This is a genomic window from Puia dinghuensis (assembly GCF_014642875.1).
GTDB lineage: Bacteria > Bacteroidota > Bacteroidia > Chitinophagales > Chitinophagaceae > Puia > Puia dinghuensis.
This window is the reverse complement of record NZ_BMJC01000001.1, coordinates 535,185-555,335: the sequence shown is the minus strand read 5'-3', so window position 1 is coordinate 555,335 and position 20,151 is coordinate 535,185. Positions and strand designations below refer to the sequence as shown.

Here is a 20,151-nt window from a genome sequence, read left to right as displayed (position 1 = left end):
CCATATGCCGCAACCCACCACGCTATCCGAAACCCAGGAGATCGTACAAGAAAATCTCGACTATACCCTCTTCTCCTGGAGTAAACAGAAAGGTATCAATCCCATCGCCGTTCAACGCGCCGAAGGCGTATATCTTTACGATTACGATGGGAAGCGATATCTCGACTTCTCCTCTGGCCTGATGAATGTCAACATCGGTCACGGCAACCAGCGCGTTACAGAAGCCGTCGTCCGGCAGATGCAGGAAGTAAGCTATGTTACTCCCTCCTGCGTGACAAAAGCACGCGGCGAACTAGGCAAAAAACTGGCTGAGATCACCCCCGGCAACCTGCAAAAGACCCTCTTCACTGTCTGCGGCGCCACCGCCATTGAAAACGCCATTAAGCTGGCCCGGCTCTACACCGGCCGTCACAAGATCATCGCCCGCTACCGCGCCTTTCATGGCAGTTCCTATGGAGCGATGACCGCAGGCGGCGACCCCCGCAAACTACCCGCCGACGCCCAGCAGGCGCCCAATATCATCCACGTCGAAGACCCTTATTGCTATCGCTGCCCCTGGAACCAGGAGATCACGACCTGCCACCGGGAATGCGTATCCCATATCGAAAGGGTCATTGAATTCGAGGGACCGGAAAACATCGCCGCCATCCTCATGGAAGGCGAAAGCGGCTCCTCCGGCTGTATCAAATACCCACCCGACTATCTGAAGAAGGTACGAGCCCTCTGCGATAAATACGGCATCCTGCTCATCGCCGACGAGGTAATGAGCGGCTTTGGCAGAACAGGCAAATGGTTTGCTTCCGAGCTGCACGGCGTCGTCCCCGATATGATCGCGACGGCAAAGGGGATAACAGCGGGGTACTTACCTCTGGGCGCCCTTATCGTTACGGACAAAATTGCGGAGCATTTCAACGACCGCGTCCTCTGGCTGGGCCTCACCTATTCCGCTCATCCTGTGTCCTGTGCCGCGGGCCTCGAAGTGCTGAAGATCTATGAAGACGAGAACCTCATCGAAAATGCCGCCATCATGGGACGCTATGTCGACGAACAGGTGGCTCTCCTTCAGGCGAAACATCCCTGCATCGGCGATTGGCGCAATACCGGCCTGCTTGGCTGCCTCGAGATCGTGAAGAACCGTAAGACAAAGGAACCTATGGCTCCCTTCAATGCCAAGCCGGAGGAAATGACCGTTATGAACCAGGTGGCCGCCCGGCTGAAACAGCTCGGCATGTACACCTTTGTCCGGTGGAACTACGTTTTCATCGCGCCGCCCTTGTGCATCACCCGCGAACAGGTGGATGAGGGGCTGGCTATGATCAGTGACGCTCTAACGATTGCGGATGCACACGTAACTGAAAACTAACATGCACATAACAAAAACCATCTTACCGCTCTCCTGCGGGTGGCTCCTGTTTTTTTTCACAACGGCGTCCGCCCAAAGCGCAGGCTACCGCGCCCGCGACTACGGCATCCCCTTCGACGGCGCCCCGGGCCCCTTCAACGCCATCACCGATGTCCCGGGTGTCACCGTCGGCCACACCACGCTTATCAGCGGTAACGGACCGCTGGTAAAAGGAAAAGGCCCCGTCCGCACCGGCGTCACCGCCATCCTGCCACGCGGGACCACCTTCGACCCCGTCTATGCCAACTGGTACACCCTCAACGGCAACGGCGATATGACGGGCACGCACTGGATCACCGAATCCGGCTTCCTCGAAACCCCCATCCTCATCACCAACACCGGCAGCGTCGGCACCGTCCGCGACGCCGCCTGGCAATGGATGGATCAGCATCATTATTATACTCCCTTCTATCATGACTACTGGTATGCCTACCCGGTAGTCGCCGAGACCTATGACGGCATCTTCAACGACATCAACGGCCAGCACGTTCGCAAGGAAGACGTCTTCCACGCGCTCGACAGCGCCCACGGCGGATCAGTCGAAGAAGGCGGTGTCGGCGGCGGCACAGGCATGATGTGCTATGGGTTCAAAGGGGGCATCGGCACTGCCTCCCGGGTGTTGGACAAAAGTGCCGGTGGCTACACTGTCGGCGTCCTCGTGCAATGCAATCATGGTAGTCGGGAGCAACTTACCATTGCGGGTGTGCCCGTAGGCAAAGCCCTGCGCGATACCCTGCCCTATTCCATCGACAAACAACCTCTCGGGCTTGCCTCTACTCCACCACGTGAAGAGACGGGGTCCATCATCGTCGTCCTCGCCACGGACGCTCCCCTCCTGCCGGGTCAGCTCAAACGCCTGGCCCAGCGTATCCCCCTGGGCGTCACCCGGACAGGCGGCATCGGCGGCAACGGCTCGGGTGATATCTTCATCGTCTTCTCCACGGCCAACCCCCATGCCTTTAGCAATACAGAAAACCGGACGGTGACCACCCTGCCGAACGATCATATCAATGCCCTCTTCACTGCTACCGTCGAGGCCACCGAAGAAGCCATCGTCAACGCCCTGTTCGCGGGCAGGACGCTAACCGGTATCAACGGAAATACCGTCTATGGGCTGCCTACAGCAGCCGTCATCCGCATTCTCCGACAATACAACCGCATCCCAACAAAATAGATCGATCGCCTATGGCCGCCGAAAACCTTGCACCAGACCATACTTCCGCTTCGCTCTACAGCGAAGACCTCGCTCCCGTGAGCCGGCAGCAACGAACCTGGAATACCTGGAACTATGCCGCTCTCTGGATCAGCATGAGTCTCTGCATCCCCACCTATATGCTGGCCAGCAGCCTCATCGGCGGCGGGATGAACTGGTGGCAGGCCATCTTTACTATCTTCCTCGGCAATACCATCGTACTGATCCCCATGATTCTCAACGGGCGCGCCGGAGCAAAATACGGGATACCCTTCCCCGTCTTCGCACGGGCCTCTTTTGGGACCAAAGGCGCCAATATCCCCGCCATGCTCCGCGCCATCGTCGCCTGCGGCTGGTTCGGCATCCAGACCTGGATCGGCGGATTCGCCCTCTATCAAATGCTGCATCTGTGGATCCCCGCCCTCGATCACCTGCCTGCTCTCCCAAAAACCCTCGGCCTCGCCTCCGGCCCCGCACTCTGCTTCCTTCTCTTCTGGACGTTAAATATGTACATCGTCTGGCTTGGTGTCGACAGCATCCGCAAGCTCCTTGTCTTTAAAGCCTTCTTCCTTCCGCTGGCGGCCCTGGCCCTGCTCTTCTGGGCGATCACCAGCGTACACGGCGGACTTGGCCCCATCCTTACCCAGCCCGCGAAATTTCACAGCGGCGCGGCTTTCTGGGCCTTCTTCGTCCCCGGGCTGACGGGTATGGTCGGATTCTGGGCGACCCTGTCGTTGAACATCCCCGACTTCACGCGTTATGCCGTCAGTCAAAAGGCGCAGATAAGAGGCCAGGCCCTGGGCCTGCCGCCCTCCATGACGCTGTTCGCCTTCATCGGCGTTGTCGTTACTTCCGCCACGACGATCATTTATGGCACGACTATTTGGGACCCGGTAGCGCTCGCCGGCCGATTCGATAACAAGCTTCTTGTGAGCATCGCCATGATCGCCGTAGCCATCTCTACCCTCGCTACCAACATCGCTGCCAATATCGTCAGCCCGGCCAACGACTTTGCCCATCTCTCGCCGGCAAAGATCAGCTTCCGCACCGGAGGGTTCATCACCGGCATCGTCGGAATATTGATCTTCCCCTGGCGGCTGGTGGCAGATCCCAGCGGTTATATCTTCACCTGGCTGGTGGGTTATTCCAGCCTGCTGGGACCCGTTGGCGGCATCCTCATCGTCGATTATTATTTCATCCGGCGGCAACAGCTCTCGGTAAAAGCGCTCTACGATCCCAACGGCATCTATCGGTACACCAATGGCTTCAACCGCAATGCGATCGTTAGCCTGCTGCTGGGCATCCTGCCCAATATCCCCGGCTTCCTGGTCACCATCGGCGCCGCGGCTCCCGATGCCTTTCCCGCCTGGATCATACAGTTATACAGCTATGCCTGGTTCGTGGGGTTTGCCCTTGCCGGCGGCAGCTATGCCCTGCTGATGCGCCCCTATCGTACACCCATCACCGCCACCCATTTTAACAAGGAGGAGATCTATGTCACTGCTGATTAAGAACGGAAGGATCATAACGGCCGCCGATGACTTCACCGGCGACCTGCTCATCGAAGACGAAACCATCACCGCCGTCGGCCGCAACCTGCCGGCAAAGGCCGACACCACCATCGATGCAAAAGGGCTGCTGGTCATGCCGGGCGGAATAGACCCGCACGTGCACCTGGATATGCCTTTCATGGGGACGTTCTCGAGCGATACGCACGAGACAGGAACAAGGGCCGCACTATTTGGCGGGACGACGACGGTGATCGACTTCGTCCTGCAAAAACAGGGGCATTCGCTGCATGAAGCCCTCGCGGAATGGAATGGACGCGCAAGCGGCACCGCCGTCGGCGACTATAGCTTCCATATGGCCGTCACCGACTACAACGACAACACAAAAAAGGAGATCAGGCAAATGGTGGAAGAAGAAGGGATCACCTCCTTCAAAACCTTCATGGCCTATAAAGGCGCGCTGATGATCGACGATCGCCAGATGACCGCCCTCATGCAGGAAGTAAAACGCCAGGGTGGCCTCGTCACCGTCCACGCCACCAACGGCGACATGATCGACTACCTCATTGCCCAACACCGCGCCGAAGGAAAATTATCCCCGCTGTATCATTATCTTTCACAACCGGAAGTCACGGAAGCCGAGGCCAGCGGCCGCTTCGCGGATATAGCCAATTATACAGGTTGTCCGGGTTATATTGTTCATCTCACCTGTGAGGGGGCTTTAAATGCCGTGCGCAACGCAACGCGGCGCAACCAGACCGTTCTTGTCGAAACCTGCATCCAATACCTCCTGCTCGACGCCAGCCTCTATGAAAAGGATTTCGATGGCGCCAAATGGGTCATGAGCCCGCCGCTGCGCAAGGCGAAAGATCGCGAAACGCTCTGGGCCGGCATCAACCAGGGACTCGTCCGCGTGGTTGCCACCGACCACTGCCCCTTCCTCTGGAAGCAAAAGCTGATGGGCGAAAAGGATTTTTCGAAGACCCCCAACGGCCATCCCGCCATCGAGCACCGCATGGAACTGCTCTACAGCGAAGGCGTGCATAAAGGCCGCATCAGCCTCAACAAATACGTCGAAGTGGCCTCCACCAACGCCGCCAAAATTTTCGGCATGTGGCCTCGAAAAGGAACCCTCGCTCCCGGCAGCGACGCGGATATCGTTCTTTTCGATCCCAATGAAAAACACACGCTCTCTGCGGCTACCCACCACATGAATGTCGATTACTCGGCGTATGAAGGCTGGGAAGTCACCGGAAAAGTAAAGACGGTATTACTTCGGGGCCGCGTGGCCATCAACAACAATACATGTCTCGTGGAAAAAGGCTACGGCCAATTCATCAAAAGAAACAAGGTTTAATTATGGCAAGAATCATCAAATCAGGTCTGATCCAAATGAGCCTTCCAAAGACGGAAGGCGAAGGCACCATCGAAGAGATCAAGGAAGCCATGCTGCAAAAACACCTCCCCTACATCGAAGAGGCGGGCGAGAAAGGCGTGCAGATCCTTTGTCTGCAGGAGATATTCAATACCCCGTATTTCTGCCCCGGTCAGAACAGCGATTGGTATGCCTCCGCCGAATCCGTGCCGGGACCCACCATCCAGCGAATGACGGAATATGCCAAAAAATACAGCATGGTCATGATCGTCCCGGTCTATGAAAAAGAGCAGGCGGGTGTACTGTACAACACGGCTGCGGTGATCGATGCCGATGGCACCTTTCTCGGGAAATACCGCAAGAACCACATCCCGCACACCTCTGGTTTTTGGGAGAAATTCTTTTTCAAACCCGGCAACCTGGGCTATCCCGTCTTCCAGACCCGGTACGCCAAAGTCGGCGTCTACATCTGCTACGACCGCCACTTTCCCGACGGGGCGCGCGTCCTCGGCCTCAACGGCGCCGAGATCGTATATAACCCCTCCGCTACAGTAGCCGGCCTGTCTCAATATCTATGGAAGCTGGAGCAACCCGCACACGCCGCCGCCAACGGCTATTTTATGGGCTGTATCAACCGTGTCGGGGAAGAGCGCCCCTGGGATCTGGGCCGCTTCTACGGCAGCAGCTATTTTGTAGACCCCCGCGGCCAGATCTTTGCCCAGGCCTCCGAAGACAAGGACGAGCTGCTCATCGCCGAATTCGATCTCGACAAGATAGACGAAGTTCGCAGCGTCTGGCAGTTCTTCCGCGACCGCCGGCCGGAAACCTATGGTAAATTGACAGAACTATGATCCGCGACAACCGCCTTTCCGACGCCGAATACGCGCAGAACTTCAGCGACATCCACCCGCCCTTCGAAACGCGGGATGCAGCACTGGTCGATGCCAACCGCTGCTTGTATTGCTACGACGCGCCCTGTACCAAAAGCTGTCCTACGGGCATCGATGTGCCCAGGTTCATCAAACAGATAGTCACTGACAACGTGAAAGGCTCCGCCCACACCATCTTTCAGTCGAATATCATGGGTGGCGGCTGCGCGCGTGTATGTCCCGTGGAGAAGCTCTGCGAAGGCGCCTGCGTCTACAACCTCATGGAAGAAACCCCCATCCCCATCGCCCGGCTCCAGCGCTATGCCACGGAAAAGGCTATCCGCGAAAAATGGCCGCTCTTCCAACGAAGCAAACCCACCGGCAAAAAGGTGGCCATCGTGGGCGCCGGTCCATCGGGTCTCAGCGCCGCGCATGTCCTCGCCCGCGCGGGTGTCGACGTCACCATCTACGAGAAAGAACAGAAAGGCGGCGGCCTCATGACCTATGGTGTCGCCGCGTATAAAATAACCCCGGAGTTCTGCGCGGAAGAGCTGGACTATATCCTCTCCATCGGCGGTATCGCCATCCGCTATGAACAGCAGCTGGGCCGCAACCTGCAGCTAAGCCACCTCCGGCAACAGTACGACGCTGTCTACCTCGCCTTTGGCGTGGGCCTCGCCCGCCGCCTGGATATCCCCGGCGAAGACCTCGAAGGCGTCGTCGACGCCATCCGTTTCATCTGGTCGATCCGTGCCGAAGGCTACCCCGCCACACCCGTAGGCGATAGGGTTGCCGTCATCGGCATGGGAATGACCGCCATCGACGCCGCTACCCAGGCCCGCCGCCTCGGAGCAAAAGAGGTGACCCTCGTCTATCGCCGCACGCAAGCCGAAATGCCTTGCACCGAAACAGAACTGGATATTGCCAAACTAGACGGTTGCAACATCATCTGGCTGGCGGCGCCAAAATCCGTCCTCGGCGCCGGTGGCCGCGTGACCCAACTGCTGTGCAGCGTCATGGAGCCGGGACCGCCCGACGCCAGCGGCCGCCGCAGGCCGGTAGATACGGGCAGGACGATCACTCTCGACGTGGATATGGTCATCAAAGCAGCAGGACAGATGCCTTATGAAACGCTGGTCGCCGACGAAACCATCGCACATGACAAAGGCCGCGTCAGCATCGACAGCAACGGCGCAACCAATATTCCAGGCGTCTTTGCCGGTGGGGATAACGTCAATGGCGGCAAGGAAGTGGTCGACGCCGTACAGGCCGGCAAAGATGCCGCCGCGGCCATCCTATCATACATAAATAACTAACTATGGCTAGTCTCCAAACCGATTTCCTCGGCATCCGCTCGCCAAACCCCTTCTGGCTGGCCAGCGCGCCTCCCACGGACAAACAGTTCAACGTCCTCCGCGCCTTCGAAGCCGGCTGGGGCGGCGTGGTCTGGAAGACCCTGGGCAGCCAGATAAAGAATGTATCCTCGCGTTACTCCGCTGTCGACTATCACGGCAGCCGCGTCATGGGGCTGAATAATATCGAACTGATCAGCGACCGCCCCCTCGACCTCAACCTCAGCGAGATCAAAGAATGCGTCCGCCTGTTTCCCGATCGCGCCATGATCGTCTCGCTGATGGCCGACAACGACCGGCAAAGCTGGCACGAACTGATAAAAAAAGTGGAAGACACCGGCGCACACGGCCTTGAACTAAACTTCGGCTGCCCCCACGGCATGACCGAACGCGGTATGGGAGCGGCAGTTGGCCAGGATCCGGAGATCGCCCGGCTCGTCGTCGAATGGGTAATGGAAGTGGCTACGATACCCGTCATCACCAAACTCACGCCCAACGTCCACTCCGTAGTACCCACCGGCCGCGCCAGCGTCGAAGCAGGCTCCCAGGCCCTCTCGCTGATCAACACCATCCAATCCGTCACCGGCGTCGATCTCGACACCTTCATCCCCAACCCCAACGTCGGCGGCAAAAGCACCTTTGGCGGCTATTGCGGCCCCGCCGTAAAACCCATCGCCCTGAAGATGCTGACCACCATCGCCCAGGACCCCGTCACCTCCCGTGTCCCCGTCTCCGGCATCGGCGGCATCAGCACCTGGAAGGACGCGGCGGAATTCATGCTCCTCGGCTCCACCACCGTACAGGTGTGCACCGCCGTCATGAAACACGGCTTTCGTATCATCGACGATCTCTGCGATGGACTCAGCAACTGGATGGATGAAAAGGGCTTTACCAAAACCACCGACTTCATCGGCCGGTCGGTTCAAACCCTCACTTCCTGGGAAGACCTCGATCTCAACTACCACATCGTCGCCCGCATCAATCCGGATAAATGCATCCACTGCGGACTTTGCTACATCGCTTGCGAGGATGCTTCACATCAGTCGATTTCGCTGACGCCCGGCCACCCGTACAATGAATACACGATAAAGGAAGAAGAATGCGTAGGCTGCAATCTTTGCAAGCTGGTTTGCCCCGTCGATAGCTGTATCACGATGGTCGAAAAGCGGGTAGGACCCGACTACCTCAATTGGAAGGAGTTCCAGCGCCGCGGTCTGCCCCTCAATGATCACTGAAAGCATACACCGTCGTGCTGCGCCAGACTTGCCCCGGCTTCAGCTCCGTCGAAGGAAAGGACGGTTCATTCGGACTGTTGGGAAAATGTTGGGTCTCCAGGCAGAAAGCGCTGCGGTAGTCATCCCGCTTGCCTCCCTTGATGGGATTGGCGCCTTTCATGAAGTTGCCGCTATAGAACTGCACACCGGGCTGATCGGTATATACCTTCATCACGATGCCGCTCTTATCACCCGTAACAGTAACCGCTACCGAGTCCCGAATATCGAGCACAAAATTGTGATCGTATCCCTTTCCGTACTTCAACTGCTGGTTGTCCGCATCGATCCGCGAGCCGATAGTCGTCGGCTGGCGAAAATCAAAAGGTGTTCCGGCAACGGGATCGAGCTTCCCTGTAGGGATTAGTGTAGAGTCGACCGGTGTATATTGGTTGGCGTTGATAGACAACAGGTGGTTGTTGATAGTGCCACTGCCCTGTCCATTCAGGTTGAAATAAGTATGGTTGGTGATATTCGTCACCGTAGCCTTGTCTGTGAAAGCCTCATAGTGGATATTCAACCCATTATCCCCGGTGAGCGTATAGGTCACCGTCACCTGAAGATTCCCCGGATACCCTTCCTCCCCGTCTTTACTGAGGTAGGAAAGCTCCACGGAGGAATCACTTAACTGCTTCCCTGTCCAAACCACCGCGCCAAAACCCTTTTTCCCGCCATGGAGGGAGTTGACCCCGTTATTGGTAGCAAGAGTATATTCCTTTCCGTCGAGCTTGAACTTACCCTTCGCTATCCGGTTCCCATAGCGGCCCACTATCGCGCCGAAATAACTCTCCGGCTGATGCAGGTACAGTCCGATGCTGTCATAGCCGACCGCAACATCCGTCAGCACGCCGTTCTTATCCGGCACCAGCAGGCTCACCACTCTTGCGCCATAATTGGTAATGGCCACCTGTGTCTTACTATGGTTCTTTAACAAATATAGTGTCGTAGGCTTACCGTCAACTGTATCGTTGAAGGCGGCAACGGCAGGAAGGGATGCGGGAGTTGCTTTCATCATAGTCGTACTGTCGGCGCTGGCTGCCGGGGTGTTACCACCGCCACAACCAGCCATCAGGCCTGCCGCAAGGGCCAGGGAAGTGAAAAGAAGTTTATTCATATAGCAAGATATTTTTTACACGACGGAGGTGCCATTCTCTATCTGCCCGATATACCATTTCAGCTCGCGGTTCATCGCCTTCCGGTACAAGGGAGCGATCTTCGCCGTCAGCCCATCGATAACATCCGCTTTCACCAGGTTGATCGTACATCCGCCAAATCCGCCACCCATCTGGCGAGCCCCGAGAACACCTTCCTCCCTGCTCACCTGTTCAACCAGCCAGTCCGACTCGGGACAGCTGACCTCGTATTTGCGGCTCAGCCCCTCGTGCGAGGCATACATCTTCTGACCAAAGGCGGCTACATCGCCACGCTGCAGGTCCTCCGTGCCGGCAAGCACACGTGCATTCTCTTCCACGACAAAACTACAACGCTTGTAGATCAGCTCATCCGCCGGACCCACGATATCCGCCAACATCCCGGCAGTGACATCCCGCAGACTTTTTACATGCGGGTGATGCTTTTGTACCAGCTTCACCCCCGCCTCACACTGCTGCCGCCGGATATTATATTCGCTGGAGGCAAGGGAATGCTCCACCTTTGTGTCCAGCAGCAGGATACGCAGGCCATTGGTTTGGAAAGGAAAATAGGTATAGTCAAGCGACTGGCAGTCCAGCCGGATCACCTGGTCCTTCCGGCCGAACATGCTGGCAAACATATCCATGATCCCGCACTGCAACCCTACAAATTCGTTCTCCGCTTTTTGGGCAATCCTGACCATCGTCATAGTGTCAAGCCCCAGCCCGAATAGTTGGTTCAGGGCAAAAGCCGTCGCAGATTCCAACGCCGCCGAGGAGGACAATCCCGCCCCCAGCGGGAGATCACCCGCAAATACACAGTTAAAGCCCCCAACGGAATGACCCATCTGTTGCAGCTGCTCTACGACCCCAAGGATGTAATTGGGCCAGTGCAGCGCGGATGGCGTCAGCGGCTTGACTGGTCCCCGGTAGGACTGGTCATAATCCATGGCAAAGAGATGCACTTCCTCGTCACTCCGGCGATCTATCGCCATGAAGATGGCCTTGTCGATGGCAGCGGGCAGGACAAACCCGTTGTTGTAGTCGGTATGCTCCCCGATGAGGTTGACCCGGCCGGGCGACCTGACCACCAGGGCGTCATCGACGGAAAATATTTCTTTGAATTTCTTGGCTACCTGGGAGGCAAGCGAATAGACTGGTGTAGTTGCGATCATAAGTGGAATATGGCGATGCTGTAAATGTCAAAATAACATCTATTTTGACGGAAAATAAAATAAATTTATTTCCTGGTAGCAACCGTCCTGTACGCCTTGATCCCCTCCCCATTGAGCCCAAAAAGCAGCATTCCCTGCCACCCGGCGACCGACCGGACATCCCCCCGCAGATGAAAACCGGAATGCGGCTGGTCGATATACTCGAAATGCCCCTTTCCATCGCCCTTCAGCAACACCCCATAATTGGCGTCGTATTTCCCAAACCGCAGGCGGGAATGCGTAATATTCCCACACAGCAGCAGGTCTTCCTTCCCATCCTGGTCATAATCCAGCGGGGTGATCGTAAAGACAGGTGAATACTGCACCTGTACCGGCAGTGGCTGTTCATGCAACCGATTGTCCGTCCCGCCTTTGAAATATACCGTCCGCAGACAGGTAGCTCGCAAATGCCCCGCATCCTTGAGCGCCTCCGCCGGAAAAATATCCGTCAGCCGCGCCTCCGCATAACTCTTGTAGTCCGGGAATCGCTGGCTCATATTGCTCACCTGCTGCAGGAGTTCATCCCGCGTCATAAAAGGATAGCTGGTGTCGCCGAAGTAGAAACAAAGCATGGGGTCGATGGTGCCATTGCCGTCAAAATCCTTATAATAGAGTTCGGCGGGATGTTGCTCATCGGCCTTGCATTGCGCATTCTCTCCGAGGTTGCCGATGATGACATCGGGTCTGCCATCCTTATCCAGATCGGCAACCAGCAACCGGTTCCACCAGCCGCTATATGCCGCGTCGAAAAAATCCCGGCTGCGGTCGACCAGCTTTCCCTGTTGGTCCTTGAACACCATCACCGGCATCCATTCCCCCACCACGATCAATTCTTTTTTGCCATCGCCATCGAGGTCGGCCCAGGCCGCATCGGTGACCATGCCGGCCTTTTGCAGCCCGGGCGCCAACACCGCCGTCTCATCGGTGAAATGGCCTTTTCCATCATTGATCAATAGGTAGCTGGAAGGTGGGGTCGGATACTCCCCGGGAATGACCCTCCCGCCTACGAAGAGATCAGGATATCCATCCCCGTTGACATCGGCTACCCGTACACAACTCTTGGCCACGCGCATGTCCGGCAGCGCATCGACACTCCGGACAAAATGCCCCTTGCCATCTCCCAGGTAAAGCCGGTCGCGTAAAAGACTGTCCCTCTGCTGGTAATGATGATAGCCACCACTGACGACATACAGGTCCGCATGCCCATCCCCGTTGGCGTCAAAGAACAGCGCATCCGCATCTTCGCACCCGCTGCTCGCGGCAAAAGCGGGTTCCGCCACCGGGGTAAAAGAACCATCCTTACGGCCCAGGAACAATGCCCCCGGCTTGCCCCCGCCGGCTCCCGTATAAAGGTCGTCCACCCCATCCCCGTTGACATCGGCCACCGCCATACACGGCGCCCCATAGGACAACGGATTCACCAGCTGCGGCTGCCGCTTGAAATCATTGATCGTCTCCGGCGAATAGCGAACATCCACCGGCGAACGAACCTCCCTGAACAACGGTTGCGGAGCCGCCGGCGCCCGCCACCGGCCCGAGGCGGCTGCCTCTTCCAGGGTCAATACCCTGTCACCCGCCACATTCGTCAACACCTGCTGCCGCCCGTCCGGCCATACTACCCGCAGCGAATCCACCGTCGCCTCCTGGCCGAGCCCGAAATGCAAAACGGGACTGACACAGGACTGATACCCCTGCGCCGGCTGCTGTTCGAGGTATTGCAGCTTCCCCCTATTATAGAGGATCAGCTTCGCCCCGATGCCCGCGGTATTCATCCCCGCGCCTTTCAGCTTCACCTGCAGATAGTGATTCCTGCTCAACTTTCCGGCGCGGTTCTCATAGATAAAGGCTTCCTTGTTGAGGTTGTTGACCACGAGGTCGAGGTCGCCGTCATTATCCAGGTCGGCCCAGGCTGCACCATTGCTGTTGGCGGGCAAATGGATACCCCACCGCGGACCCATACTCGAAAAATGAAGTCCCCCGTCAAGGCCGGGCTCGCCCCCATCATTCCGGAAGACATAGCTCGTAACATTGGAAGCGGGCATATGATCCACGATGTCGAGCACGTCTTCCCGTTTTAACCTGCCCTTGACACTGGTATAGTTCTCCATGAATTTGATAAAATCCATATTGGTATAATCCCGGACATACCCGTTGGTGACAAAAAGGTCTTTCCAGCCGTCGTTGTCGAGATCGGCCCACAGCGGCGCCCAGCTCCAGTCGGTATTGGATAACCCCGCCAACTGACCGATCTCCGAGAAACTACCATCCCCATTATTTAGCTGCAGCATGTTCCGCATATATTGATAGTAGCCCCCGCTTCTCAGCGTCAGCTCGAACTTCTCATAGTTGTCCGGCGCAAACAATAATTTTTGCCGGTGATTGTCTTCCGGCAGCATGTCGAGGGTGAAGATATCCGGCCGGCCGTCATTATTCACATCCGCTACCGCATTGCCCATCGAGAATTGCGAGGTGTGCCCGATAGACTCAGACAGCCGGTTGACAAAGGTTCCGTTGTGCTGGTTGATATACAAGTAATCCGGAACGGTATAGTCATCCGAAATATAGATATCCGGCCACCCATCCCCGTCGATGTCGGCAATACCCGCCCCCAATCCATACGTAAGATCGCTGCTGCTGATGCCCGCGGCTTCCGTTACATCGTGGAAATGGCCGCCGTCATTGCGCAAGAGTCGCACCCCGCACATTGGATTCGGCTGCTTTAGGATGGCTGCTGTACTTGCTTCGTTCAGCACCGGCAGGGATTTGGGGTTGTGATTCAGCAACAACAGATCGAGATCACCATCCCGGTCGTAGTCGAAGAAATAGGCCTGTGTAGTATAGCTGGAATCAGCCAGTCCATACTTCGCCGCCTGCTCGCTGAAGTGTGGGACCCCTGCGGCATCATTGCCCTCATTGATAAAAAGCTGCTTCACCCGCTTGTAGCCCGGAACCTTGCCCGAATAACAGAGATAGATGTCGGGCCGGCCATCCCCATTGACATCGGCGATGCAGACGCCCGTTTTCCAGGGCCCCTCCCTGCCCCCCACCCCGGCGGCATCCGTGACATCCTCGAACTGCCAGTTGCCCTTGTTGAGATACAGTTTATTGCCGGTCATATTGCCGGAGAAATAGATGTCCTCCCATCCGTCCCCGTTGACATCGGCAATGGCTACCCCACCCCCGTTATAAAAATATTCGTAGAGCAGGACATTGGTGTTGAGACCCTCGGTAAGCTGGTTGTTAAACGTAATATGCGTCTTCTCCGCCGGGACAAGCGCAAACAGCTCATTGGAGTCGGCCTGCGGTTGCACGCCAGCTTGTCCGCCGGGCCTGCCGCCACAGCCGAGAAGAAAAAAGCCTGCTCCGAAGAGCAGGCATTTGAGGATAAGCGTCATGGTTAATATCCAGGGTTTTGAATTAGCTTGGCGTTCTTATTCACCTCGTCGCGGCTTATCGGCCGGAAATACATCTTGTCGATCCACGTTCGGTTCTCCAAAGAATTATCCACAACGGGCGTATACGTGTAATTGTAATCCGTCGTATCATGGCGGTAGGGGGACGGCGCCAGCGCACCCGGCTTAAGCGTCCCGACCACATTGATGAATACACACGATCTTCCAAGGGTTGTGGGTGCGATCATCCACCGCCGGGCATCGTGATAGCGGTGTTCTTCATAGGCAAGTTCCACCCTTCGTTCATTGCGGTATTCCTGCAGCAGGGCATTCCCGGTTACCGTAATGGCTGGCATCCCAGCCCGGTAACGGATCTTATTCAGCCAAAGCAGCGCATCACTATTGTCCCCCAATTCTATGCACGCCTCCACATAGTTGAGCACGGCCTCTGTATAGCGCAGGAAAGGCCACGGAATGTATTGTCTCGTATTATTGTCTACCACGTTCGGATCGGGATCGATGAATTTGTGCATATAATACGCCGTCCAGCTGCCATTCCAGTTCTCGACCGGGCTCTGCCGCGTGTCCAGCCCGGGTTGTAGCACGCCTCCGTGTACCATCTCGTATTGCCCGCTTTGTATCTGGTTGGCCGGGTCCGGGTTCGACGTGATCTTGCTGCGTGGCTTCCAGCCGGCACCGTCATAGAGGATGGTAGCATAAAGACGGGGGTCCCGGTTCGTATACGGCGCAGCCGCTTCGGCAGGCTTCGACCAGCTGAATTTTGACCCGTCCATCATCTCATAATCATCTACCAGTTCCTGAATAGGGGCATTACCCGCCCAGTTGTGGTAGCCATTGGGACCATTGTCGAGTCCCACTGAGGTTCCATCCGTCCCGGGCCCACCGGTATACAGCTGAGGCGTGAAATCCCTTTCGAAGATCAATTCTACAGCCGCGGCCTTGTCCATGCCGGGCGCATTGCTTCCGCCGCCCATGGCGATTGACGTATAGTAGTTTTGGGCATCGGCCGGTGCAGCCGGTGCGGTCAGCCCTAACTGGTACCCGCTGCCTGCCTGTAAAACGGCCCAGGCGGCATCTTTGGCAGCCTGCCAGCGGGCAGTCCTGTCGCCGCTCGTATAACCCAGCAGCTCTGGATTGGAAAAGGAGGAAATGGTGCTTGAATTGCCTTTGGCGGTAGGGATATCGTGCAGGTCGCTGGCTGCATACAGCAGGATGCGGGATTTCAGCGCCTTTGCAGCCAGGGCGGTGGCGCGCCCCCTGGCCAGGGTCTTCCCCGTCAACAGGGAAGCCGCCGTGTCACAATCAGCCGTTATAAAATTGACACAGTCGGCAAACGGGCTTCTGGCAATGCTATAGTCCTGGTTCAGCCCGTAAGAATGGGCCACCAGCGGGACTCCGCCATAATAGCGAAGCAGCTGGTGATAAAAATAGGCCCGCAGGAAATGGGCTTCCCCCTGCAACCGGTGGTTCAGGACAGTGTCGCTGAAGGTGGCCGTTTTGAGGTTCTCCAGGGCGACATTCGCTGCCCTTATCCTGCTGTACATGCTACCCCATTCATAGGTTCCGTCCACCCACCCCAGGTTGGAAGGGCTTAGCGTTCCTTCGTTAATGGTATTGATTCCCCTGCCCGGATGCACAAAGACCGCTTCATCCGACAGCGAAGACAGCTGCTGCTCGGGAAATCCTCCATTCTGCAATCCATTGTAGATGTCCGTTACAAATGCTTCCGATAGCCCCCCATCCGCCCAGGTAGCCGTCGAGGATATCTGGTTCAGGGGCTGCGTGTTCAGAAAGCCTTTGCTACAGGCTGTGAACAGGACCACTGCCGCAACGAACGGCAGCATCCTGGTAAAGAGTTTTATTTTCGGTGTCATACTTTTTCATTTTTAGAAGGTTGCTCTTACTCCTGCATTGATGATCCTGGACTGGGGATAATACTGACCGCTGCCGGATGTGGATTCCGGATCATATATCTTCATCTTGTCCCAGGTGATGAGGTTAAGCCCGTTGGCATATATCCGTAAATTGCTGATGCTTGCCCGTTTCAGGAGTGCAGGAGAAAAATTATAGCCCACCTCGACATTTTTCAAACGCAAATAATCGCTGCTTCTCAGGAAATAAGTATTGTTCCAGGCGCCGCCGCCGGTATAATACGTGTTACCCCGGTTGGCCAGACGCGGATCGGTGCTGCTTGGATGATCTATCGTCCATTGATGGTCGTAGGAATATTGCAGGTAGTTGCCGATATCACCCGATTCGGTGCCGAAGAACAGGAAACCACCCGTGGCTCCCTGGAACAAAACAGACAGGTCGAAATTCTTATACCCCACGCGAATATTCAATCCCCCTGTGAAGGTAGGGTCCGGCGTGCTGTTCAGCCGTACCTGGCTATTACCGTCTATTTTCCCCTGATGATTGATGTCCTTGAATTTCATGTCCCCGGGCCTGAGCGAAGGAGTGACGCCGCTGTAGTCGATCGTATTAGCGGCAATATCTTTCGCATCCTTGAATACTCCGTCGTATTGATATACCAGGAAAGCGGCGCCGCCGTTTGCGCTGAAAGGATGGCCCGTCGCCCGTTGCCAGGCAGGGGCGCCAGGGGCTTCATCATAGAAAAGTATCTTGTTCTTGGCATAGCCGCCATTGACGCTCACCGAATAGGTAAAACCACCGGCATGACCATTGTAGCCCACGGTGAACTCATATCCCTTGTTCTCTGTCCTGCCGATATTTTCCGGCGGAAGTATCGACGCAATACCGCTGGATGCCGGCGTTGAACCTTGTGGTTGCCAAAGGATATGGTTGCGTTTGTTGTAGAAATAATCAAACTCGAAGTTGAACATCCCGTCCAGCAACTGCCCTTCCAGGCCCACATCGGAGTTGTTGGCCACCTCCCAGGTGAAGTTTGGATTCGGTACCACGGTCTCATGTAAGGTGGTGGCAGCCTGGCCATTGATCGTGTAGGAGCCAAACCCGTATGTTCCCAGGTACTGGTATTCCTTCAGGACGCCGCCGTAATACACCTGGTCGTTTCCCAATTGTCCCCATGACCCGCGCAGCTTCAGGTAGGGCACCGTATGGGCCATGCCCTTCCAGAAATTCTCCTCCGAGATGCGCCAGCCTGCCAGCACTCCAGGGAAGAACCCAAATCGGTGCGCCGCTGGAAAGAGGTATGAACCGTCATAACGCCAAAGGAATTCGGCCAGGTATTTTTCCTTGTAGTTATAGGCAGCGCGACCGAAATAGCTTAGCCGGGCCCGTTCATAAGCCGACCCTCCCACCACCTGCCCATTCGCTCCACCCGCAAACAACTGGTCCACGGCCGAAGAGATGAAGTTGGTACGATAAGCATTGAAGTCATCCTCATTGTCGGTCTCGCGGGTGACGGCGGCCATGAGATTGATAGTATGGTCGCCGATGGTCTTGTCATAGTTGATAAAACCGGACAGGAGAACATTCAGGTAATTGTAGTAGGTCTCCGCCAGTTGCGGTGTCGTAAAGGTCGAACGCAGACTCTTGGTAAGCACCGGCGTCTTGCCATCTGCCTGATAGGTGACATGATCCCAGAAATAGAGGTACCACGGTGTTTGCCAACCCTTCTCGACCCGATTCTCCTTGTCGATAGTTCCGGTTCCGGTGATCTTCAAGCCCGGCACCCAGGGAATGGACACCTCTACTTTGCCGTTAGCCTGGAAATAATCCCTTTTATCCTTGTCATAGCCGGTCTGATTGGTAGTGATCACAATAGGATTCTGGCCATTCTCGATGTCGGGGCCGGGCAGGCCGTTTGGCCACACTTCGGGGTCCGTTGGCCGGCCCCGCATCAGCATCCGGAAGATGGAACCGGCCGATTGGGTCGGATAGAACCGAAACTCTTCCCTCCCCGTCAGGTTGATTCCCGTCATGATCCATTTGTTCACCCGGGCATCCACATTGATCCGCATGTCATATTGCTTATACCCCGTAGCCGAATTTTTGTAATAACCGTCCTGGTCCTCATAACCCACCGATGCAAGATACCGGATGGCATCGTTGCCGCCGTTCAGCTGCAAGGTATGTTGCACCTGGGGAGACCAGGTCTTTAAGGTGGTCTTGAACCAATCGGTATTCGGATGACCCCAGGGGTCCGACCCATTGCCGTATTTCTGGACATCCCCCGGCTGGAAGGGCGCCGTCACCGTGCTTCCGCCCAGGGTGGTATATTTACCGGCCTGGTTGAAAGCGGCCTCTGCCGCGCTCCATTCAGCTGCAGGCACATGGTCATAGATGGTAGTCTCGTTGTTGATGGCGGCATATTCTACGGCATTCGCCATCTTGGGTATCCTGTCCGGCTGGGCCCAGCCATGGTTGAACGTATAAGACAGCTGCGGCTTCCCGCTCTTCCCATGCTTGGTCGTGACCAGAATAACTCCATTGGCCGCCCTCGCCCCATAGATGGCAGCGGAAGCATCTTTCAGCACCGACATACTCTCGATGTCGGCAGGATTCAAACGTTCGAGGCCACCGGCAATATCCGGCACGCCATCCACAACGATGAGTGCAGAAGTGTTGCCTAATGTATTGGTGCCCCGGATACGGATCGTCGACCCGTCATAGCCCGGCTCTCCGCTGGCCTGAACGGCATAGACACCGGGCAGCCTCCCTACCAGTGAATTGGAGAGGTTCACCGTGGGGGTCTTTTCCAGTTCTGTCCCCTTGACGGTGGCAACGGCGCCCGTCACCGTCACCTTCTTCTGGCTGGCGTAGCCCACGACAACGACATCCTTCAGCGGATTGTCCCCCGCCAGCAATCGCACATCGACGCTGAGTTTGCCTTTGATGGCATATTCCTGCGGGGCATAGCCCACAAAACTGAACAGGAGGGTGGCATTGGGACTGGTCACTTCCAGCGTGTAGGTCCCATCCTCCTTTGTCATTGTCCCGTTATTGGTGCCCTTTTCGACGACACTGACATCTTTCAGGGGCTCGTCTTTCTCATTGGTGACCCTTCCGCTGACCTTTACGGCAGCGAGCGGTTTTTCGGGGGCCCCATTCCCAGTGCGGATGATAACGATGAGATTGTCAGTGAGCCGGTGATAAGAAAGTCCTGTCCGCTCGAGCACCTTGTCGAGCACCTGCTCGACGGAGGCTCCCTTTGCTACGATGCTGATCCGCTGGTCTTTAGGAAGGATCTCGTCCTTGTATACAAAACGGAAGAACCCCTGATCCTCGATGGCTTTGAACACCTTTTTCAATTGTGTCTTTTCCAGCCGGAGATTGATATTGCCTTGCCCATACCCCCTCGCAAAGGATTGGATGGATAAAGCAAAGATGCATAGAATGGCAAGTTTCGTCATCAGCAGGTATTTGGTGAACACACGGACCCGATCCGGAGATAGTCCTCTTCCGGTTTTTTTCATAACTTAGGTTTGAAATAATGATAATG

At 56.3% G+C, this 20,151-nt stretch carries 12 protein-coding genes; 7 read left to right on the top strand and 5 right to left on the bottom strand.

Annotated features, from left to right (window positions below; all coding sequences use genetic code 11):
• The first annotated feature begins 4 nt into the window (after nucleotides 1-4).
• Genes IEY39_RS02000 through preA form a run of 7 tightly spaced genes read left to right on the top strand, consistent with a single transcriptional unit; the run spans nucleotide 5 to nucleotide 8,933 of the window.
• On the top strand, nucleotides 5-1,363 hold the full coding sequence (locus tag IEY39_RS02000; RefSeq protein WP_188927984.1) for an aminotransferase class III-fold pyridoxal phosphate-dependent enzyme: 1,359 nt from the start codon (nucleotides 5-7) through the stop codon (nucleotides 1,361-1,363).
• Between the two features lies 1 nt (nucleotide 1,364).
• Nucleotides 1,365-2,576, top strand: a complete 1,212-nt coding sequence (locus tag IEY39_RS01995) for a DmpA family aminopeptidase (RefSeq protein ID WP_188927982.1) — start codon at nucleotides 1,365-1,367, stop codon at nucleotides 2,574-2,576.
• Nucleotides 2,577-2,587: 11 nt separating this feature from the next.
• Nucleotides 2,588-4,105 (top strand): NCS1 family nucleobase:cation symporter-1, encoded by a 1,518-nt coding sequence (locus tag IEY39_RS01990; protein WP_188927980.1) that lies wholly within the window; start codon nucleotides 2,588-2,590, stop codon nucleotides 4,103-4,105.
• Nucleotides 4,089-5,459: a dihydropyrimidinase gene (gene hydA / locus IEY39_RS01985; RefSeq protein WP_188927978.1), complete on the top strand. Its 1,371-nt coding sequence runs from the start codon at nucleotides 4,089-4,091 to the stop codon at nucleotides 5,457-5,459. Before IEY39_RS01990 ends, hydA begins: the two co-directional genes overlap by 17 nt.
• Before the next feature lie 2 nt (nucleotides 5,460-5,461).
• The gene (locus IEY39_RS01980) at nucleotides 5,462-6,328 is read left to right on the top strand and encodes a nitrilase-related carbon-nitrogen hydrolase (protein ID WP_188927976.1); all 867 of its coding nucleotides are present in this window, start codon (nucleotides 5,462-5,464) and stop codon (nucleotides 6,326-6,328) included.
• Nucleotides 6,325-7,662 (top strand): NAD(P)-dependent oxidoreductase, encoded by a 1,338-nt coding sequence (locus IEY39_RS01975; RefSeq protein WP_188927974.1) that lies wholly within the window; start codon nucleotides 6,325-6,327, stop codon nucleotides 7,660-7,662. Before IEY39_RS01980 ends, IEY39_RS01975 begins: the two co-directional genes overlap by 4 nt.
• Before the next feature lie 2 nt (nucleotides 7,663-7,664).
• Nucleotides 7,665-8,933, top strand: a complete 1,269-nt coding sequence (gene preA, locus IEY39_RS01970) for an NAD-dependent dihydropyrimidine dehydrogenase subunit PreA (RefSeq protein ID WP_188927972.1) — start codon at nucleotides 7,665-7,667, stop codon at nucleotides 8,931-8,933.
• Here preA and IEY39_RS01965 read toward each other — a convergent pair.
• The 5 genes from IEY39_RS01965 to IEY39_RS01945 form a co-directional block, all read right to left on the bottom strand.
• Complete coding sequence (locus tag IEY39_RS01965; protein ID WP_188927970.1) at nucleotides 8,920-10,083, bottom strand: aldose epimerase family protein; 1,164 nt, start codon at nucleotides 10,081-10,083, stop codon at nucleotides 8,920-8,922. The genes preA and IEY39_RS01965 overlap by 14 nt on opposite strands.
• 15 nt (nucleotides 10,084-10,098) lie before the next feature.
• A complete protein-coding gene (gene galK / locus IEY39_RS01960; protein ID WP_188927968.1) occupies nucleotides 10,099-11,274 on the bottom strand; it encodes a galactokinase in 1,176 nt (391 codons plus the stop codon).
• 65 nt (nucleotides 11,275-11,339) lie between these two features.
• Nucleotides 11,340-14,708 carry a VCBS repeat-containing protein gene (locus IEY39_RS01955; RefSeq protein ID WP_188927966.1) on the bottom strand — a complete coding sequence of 1,123 codons (3,369 nt, stop codon included), beginning with the start codon at nucleotides 14,706-14,708 and terminating at the stop codon, nucleotides 11,340-11,342.
• 2 nt (nucleotides 14,709-14,710) lie between these two features.
• Nucleotides 14,711-16,600, bottom strand: coding sequence for a RagB/SusD family nutrient uptake outer membrane protein (locus tag IEY39_RS01950; RefSeq protein WP_229688729.1), 1,890 nt, complete (start codon nucleotides 16,598-16,600; stop codon nucleotides 14,711-14,713).
• A 12-nt stretch (nucleotides 16,601-16,612) separates the two neighbouring features.
• Nucleotides 16,613-20,125, bottom strand: coding sequence for a SusC/RagA family TonB-linked outer membrane protein (locus IEY39_RS01945; protein ID WP_229688728.1), 3,513 nt, complete (start codon nucleotides 20,123-20,125; stop codon nucleotides 16,613-16,615).
• Nucleotides 20,126-20,151 lie beyond the last annotated feature (26 nt).

What these genes read in the sequence shown, in the direction of transcription:
- IEY39_RS02000 (WP_188927984.1), top strand. Translation starts at nt 5, where the DNA reads ATGCCGCAACCCACCACGCTATCCGAAACCCAGGAGATCGTACAAGAA.
- IEY39_RS01995 (WP_188927982.1), top strand. Translation starts at nt 1,365, where the DNA reads ATGCACATAACAAAAACCATCTTACCGCTCTCCTGCGGGTGGCTCCTG.
- IEY39_RS01990 (WP_188927980.1), top strand. Translation starts at nt 2,588, where the DNA reads ATGGCCGCCGAAAACCTTGCACCAGACCATACTTCCGCTTCGCTCTAC.
- hydA (WP_188927978.1), top strand. Translation starts at nt 4,089, where the DNA reads ATGTCACTGCTGATTAAGAACGGAAGGATCATAACGGCCGCCGATGAC.
- IEY39_RS01980 (WP_188927976.1), top strand. Translation starts at nt 5,462, where the DNA reads ATGGCAAGAATCATCAAATCAGGTCTGATCCAAATGAGCCTTCCAAAG.
- IEY39_RS01975 (WP_188927974.1), top strand. Translation starts at nt 6,325, where the DNA reads ATGATCCGCGACAACCGCCTTTCCGACGCCGAATACGCGCAGAACTTC.
- preA (WP_188927972.1), top strand. Translation starts at nt 7,665, where the DNA reads ATGGCTAGTCTCCAAACCGATTTCCTCGGCATCCGCTCGCCAAACCCC.
- IEY39_RS01965 (WP_188927970.1), bottom strand. Translation starts at nt 10,083, where the DNA reads ATGAATAAACTTCTTTTCACTTCCCTGGCCCTTGCGGCAGGCCTGATG.
- galK (WP_188927968.1), bottom strand. Translation starts at nt 11,274, where the DNA reads ATGATCGCAACTACACCAGTCTATTCGCTTGCCTCCCAGGTAGCCAAG.
- IEY39_RS01955 (WP_188927966.1), bottom strand. Translation starts at nt 14,708, where the DNA reads ATGACGCTTATCCTCAAATGCCTGCTCTTCGGAGCAGGCTTTTTTCTT.
- IEY39_RS01950 (WP_229688729.1), bottom strand. Translation starts at nt 16,600, where the DNA reads ATGACACCGAAAATAAAACTCTTTACCAGGATGCTGCCGTTCGTTGCG.
- IEY39_RS01945 (WP_229688728.1), bottom strand. Translation starts at nt 20,125, where the DNA reads ATGAAAAAAACCGGAAGAGGACTATCTCCGGATCGGGTCCGTGTGTTC.